The organism is Nocardioides sp. AN3 (assembly GCF_054653495.1).
In genome coordinates this window covers 1-3,182 of sequence record NZ_BAAIGC010000067.1, presented here as the reverse complement: position 1 = coordinate 3,182, position 3,182 = coordinate 1, and the positions used below count along the sequence as shown (strand labels likewise).

Sequence of the window (3,182 nt, the reverse complement as noted above, 5' to 3'; positions counted from 1 at the left end):
GATATGCATCCACGAGGTACGACGTCGCCGAAGAGTGGACCAAGGCGGTCAAGGCGCTCTGGACGGGTGAACCCGTGACCTTTGAAGGCGAGTACTTCAGCCTTGAGGACTGCAAGTCGCTACCAACGCCGATCAGGGAGCCACACCCCGCCATCGTGTGCGCAGGAATGTCTGAGCGGGGCATGGACTTCACTGCTCGCCACGGCGAACGGTGCTTCATCACTGGGACCGACTTTGAGTCGCTGAAGTCCACAGGACGGCGCGCCAAGGAGGTGGCCAAGGGGGTTGGCACCACCATCAAGACCGACACCGTCCTGGTCCTCATCATCGAGGACACGGACGAGGAAGCCAACGCGGTCCTCACCAACTTCCGCGACGGCGTCGACGTCGACGCGTGGTCGAACATCTTCAGGATCTACAGCAAGGACGTCGACGGTGCCTCCTCGCAGACCGTGCTCGAAAACGCACGCCGCGACGTCTTCTTCGGGTTCTTGCCGGTGGCTGGCTCGGCCTCAACAGTCGCCAACATCCTGACCGATCTGGTCTCCGGTGGCGACCTCGATGGCCTCTTGCTGACCTTTCCTGACTACCTCGAAGGTCTGCGCCGTTTCGACCAAGACGTCAGGCCCATCATGGAATCCCGCGGGGTCCCTTTCACAACCAGTACCAACAACCAGTCCAGGAAGGGCCGCTCATGAGTTCCACGTCAATCCGAGAGATGTCTCTCGACCCCGCAGAGACCGCGATCATCGCGATCGACATCCAGAACGGCTTCTGCAGCCCCAAGGGCACCATGGCGCAGGCTGGCGGGGACATTTCCATGATGGCCGCCACGGTCCCGCACATCCGACGACTCGTGGAAGCAGGGCGTGGCCGCGGCGTGCTCGACGTTTGGACCAAACAGGAGCACTACGCGGACGACGTCACCAAGCAGCGCCACCAGATCACGCCTCACACGATGCGGTGGGCAGCTGGACCTACAGGCCTCAAAGGCACCTGGGACTCGGACTTCATCGACGACGTGGGCGATCTCGTCACCGAACCCGCCGAGATCGTTGTCAAGCACCGTTTCAGCGGCTTCTTCGACACCCGCCTCGACACGCTTCTACGCATGAAGGGAGTCCGAACTCTCATCGTCACCGGAGTCGCGACCGCGCATTGCGTCGAAACAACCGTCCGTGACGGCTACCAGCGTGACTACGACATCATCGTCCCCCGAGAAGCCGTGGGAACCCTCACCATCGAGCCGCACGAGGCCAGCTTGTGGATGATCGATCGATTCTTCGGCAAGGTCCTTCCCACTGACGACGTGCTCCGCCTCATCGCGGGCGAGACCCTCACGGTCGACTACGAACAGGGCTTCATCCGTAGCCAGGCGGGCTGAGCTGCCGCCGACTTCAGAAGTCGCCCCCATCGAGCGACCACCTCGATTGACCGCATTTCTCGGGAGTTCACCAAGGAAGGCCGTACGGAATGTGGAATTGGGAAGTTGTTCACGGAGGCAAGGCCCCGCCGCCGGGACAGGCCGTTGGCCCGATGGAGCGTATGAGCTGGCTCAGAACGGTCGGCGTCGGCGTCCAGCACGTCATCGCCATGTTTGCCGGAACGTTCGTACTTCCCGTCTTCATGGGGTTGGACGCAAACCTGGCCATCATGTTCTCCGGGATCTGCACGATCCTGTTTCTCCTGGTGACCAGCAACCGAGTGCCGAGTTATCTAGGCACCAGCGCCTCGTTCGTGGCTGGCGTCGCTGCCATCCGAAGCCAGGGTGGTGACTCGGCCGACGTCACCGGCGCGATTCTGGTTGCTGGTCTCGTTCTTACTGCCGTTGGAGTATTCATCCACTTCAGCGGCACGGATCTGCTGCGCCGCCTGCTTCCGCCGGCGGTGACAGGCGCGGTTGTCATGCTCATCGGCTTCAACCTCGCGCCGTTGGTTGCAGATGCCTACTTCGTTCAGGACCACTGGGTCGGACTCGCCACAGCGTTCTTCGTGGCGATTGCCGCAGTCCGATTCAAGGGCTTCTGGGCGCGTATCGCGGTGTTCCTCGGCCTGGTGTTCGGGTTCGCGTTGTCGTGGGTGGCCGACCTTTCAGCTGGGCCGATCACCTCTCTCGATCCCGCCACCGGAACAGTGCAGTCCCACGATCGCGTCAATCTCAGCGGACTGAGCGACGCCGCGTGGATCGGGTTCCCCAACGGCACCCTGGCTGATGGAGTGGCAGTCGTCCACGGTCCGACGTTCGAGCTCGCGTTCATCCTGCTGCTCATTCCCGGAGTCATCGCTCTGATCGCGGAAAACACAGGTCACGTCAAGGCAGTCGCCGAGATGACCAACCAGGACCTCGACCCGTACGTCGGGCGCGCGATCGGCGCCGACGGCGCAGTAACAGCTCTTGCTGGTCTTTTCGGATCGTCCCCGGCAACCACATATGCCGACAACATTGGCGTGATGGCTGCCACGCGGGTGTATTCCACGGCGGCCTACTACATCGCCGGAATCTTCGCGATCTTGCTTGGTCTCTGTCCAAAGTTCGGTGTCTTGGTCTACGCGGTCCCAGGGGGAGTCGTTGGTGGGATCAGCCTCATCCTCTACGGAATGGTGGGCCTGATCGGGGCGAAGATCTGGCACGACAACGACGTGGACCTCGCTGCCCCCGGAACCATCGTTCCGCTCGCGGCCGGGCTCATCGCAGGCATCGGCGACGTCACTCTCCCAGTGCACGGCGATTTCGTTCTCGGTGGTATTTCGCTCGGGACAATCCTCGTCGTCGTGATGTACCACCTAGTAAACGCCGGGCAACGAGTCGCGCTCGATTCTGGCGACGCCCCGGCCTCAGCGAAATAGATCCCGCCCACGGACTGACGTGCTCTGGGCCCCTCGGCATGACGCGCCATCGTCATCGAACAATCCATCCCAACCTACTTGCGAGGCATGAGTGAACAAGGTGATTCCATCGGCGAGCGATGCGGTCGCCGACATCCCGGACGGCGCGACCATCTCGGTCGGCGGGTTCGGGCTCTGCGGAATACCCTCAGTCCTCATCACGGCGCTGCTGGATGCGGGCACCTCCGACCTTGAGGCCGTATCCAACAACGCGGGCATCGACGAGTGGGGCCTGGGAATGCTGCTCGGCGCCGGCCGGCTGCGGCGGATGGTCGCTTCGTACGTGGGCGAAAACC

The 3,182-nt window shown here is 62.6% G+C and carries 4 protein-coding genes; all 4 read left to right on the top strand.

Annotated features, from left to right (window positions below; translation table 11 throughout):
* On the top strand, positions 1-698 hold a 698-nt coding region (locus ACYQ1K_RS27730; RefSeq protein ID WP_459986858.1), incomplete at its 5' end, for an LLM class flavin-dependent oxidoreductase.
* The gene (locus tag ACYQ1K_RS27725) at positions 695-1,384 is read left to right on the top strand and encodes a cysteine hydrolase family protein (protein WP_459986857.1); all 690 of its coding nucleotides are present in this window, start codon (positions 695-697) and stop codon (positions 1,382-1,384) included. The genes ACYQ1K_RS27730 and ACYQ1K_RS27725, both read left to right, overlap by 4 nt.
* 161 nt (positions 1,385-1,545) lie before the next feature.
* Positions 1,546-2,847, top strand: a complete 1,302-nt coding sequence (locus tag ACYQ1K_RS27720; protein ID WP_459986856.1) for a uracil-xanthine permease family protein — start codon at positions 1,546-1,548, stop codon at positions 2,845-2,847.
* Positions 2,848-2,938: 91 nt separating this feature from the next.
* A partial coding sequence (locus tag ACYQ1K_RS27715) for a CoA-transferase (RefSeq protein ID WP_459986855.1) occupies positions 2,939-3,182 on the top strand: 244 nt, incomplete at its 3' end.

What these genes read in the sequence shown, in the direction of transcription:
- ACYQ1K_RS27725 (WP_459986857.1), top strand. Translation starts at nt 695, where the DNA reads ATGAGTTCCACGTCAATCCGAGAGATGTCTCTCGACCCCGCAGAGACC.
- ACYQ1K_RS27720 (WP_459986856.1), top strand. Translation starts at nt 1,546, where the DNA reads ATGAGCTGGCTCAGAACGGTCGGCGTCGGCGTCCAGCACGTCATCGCC.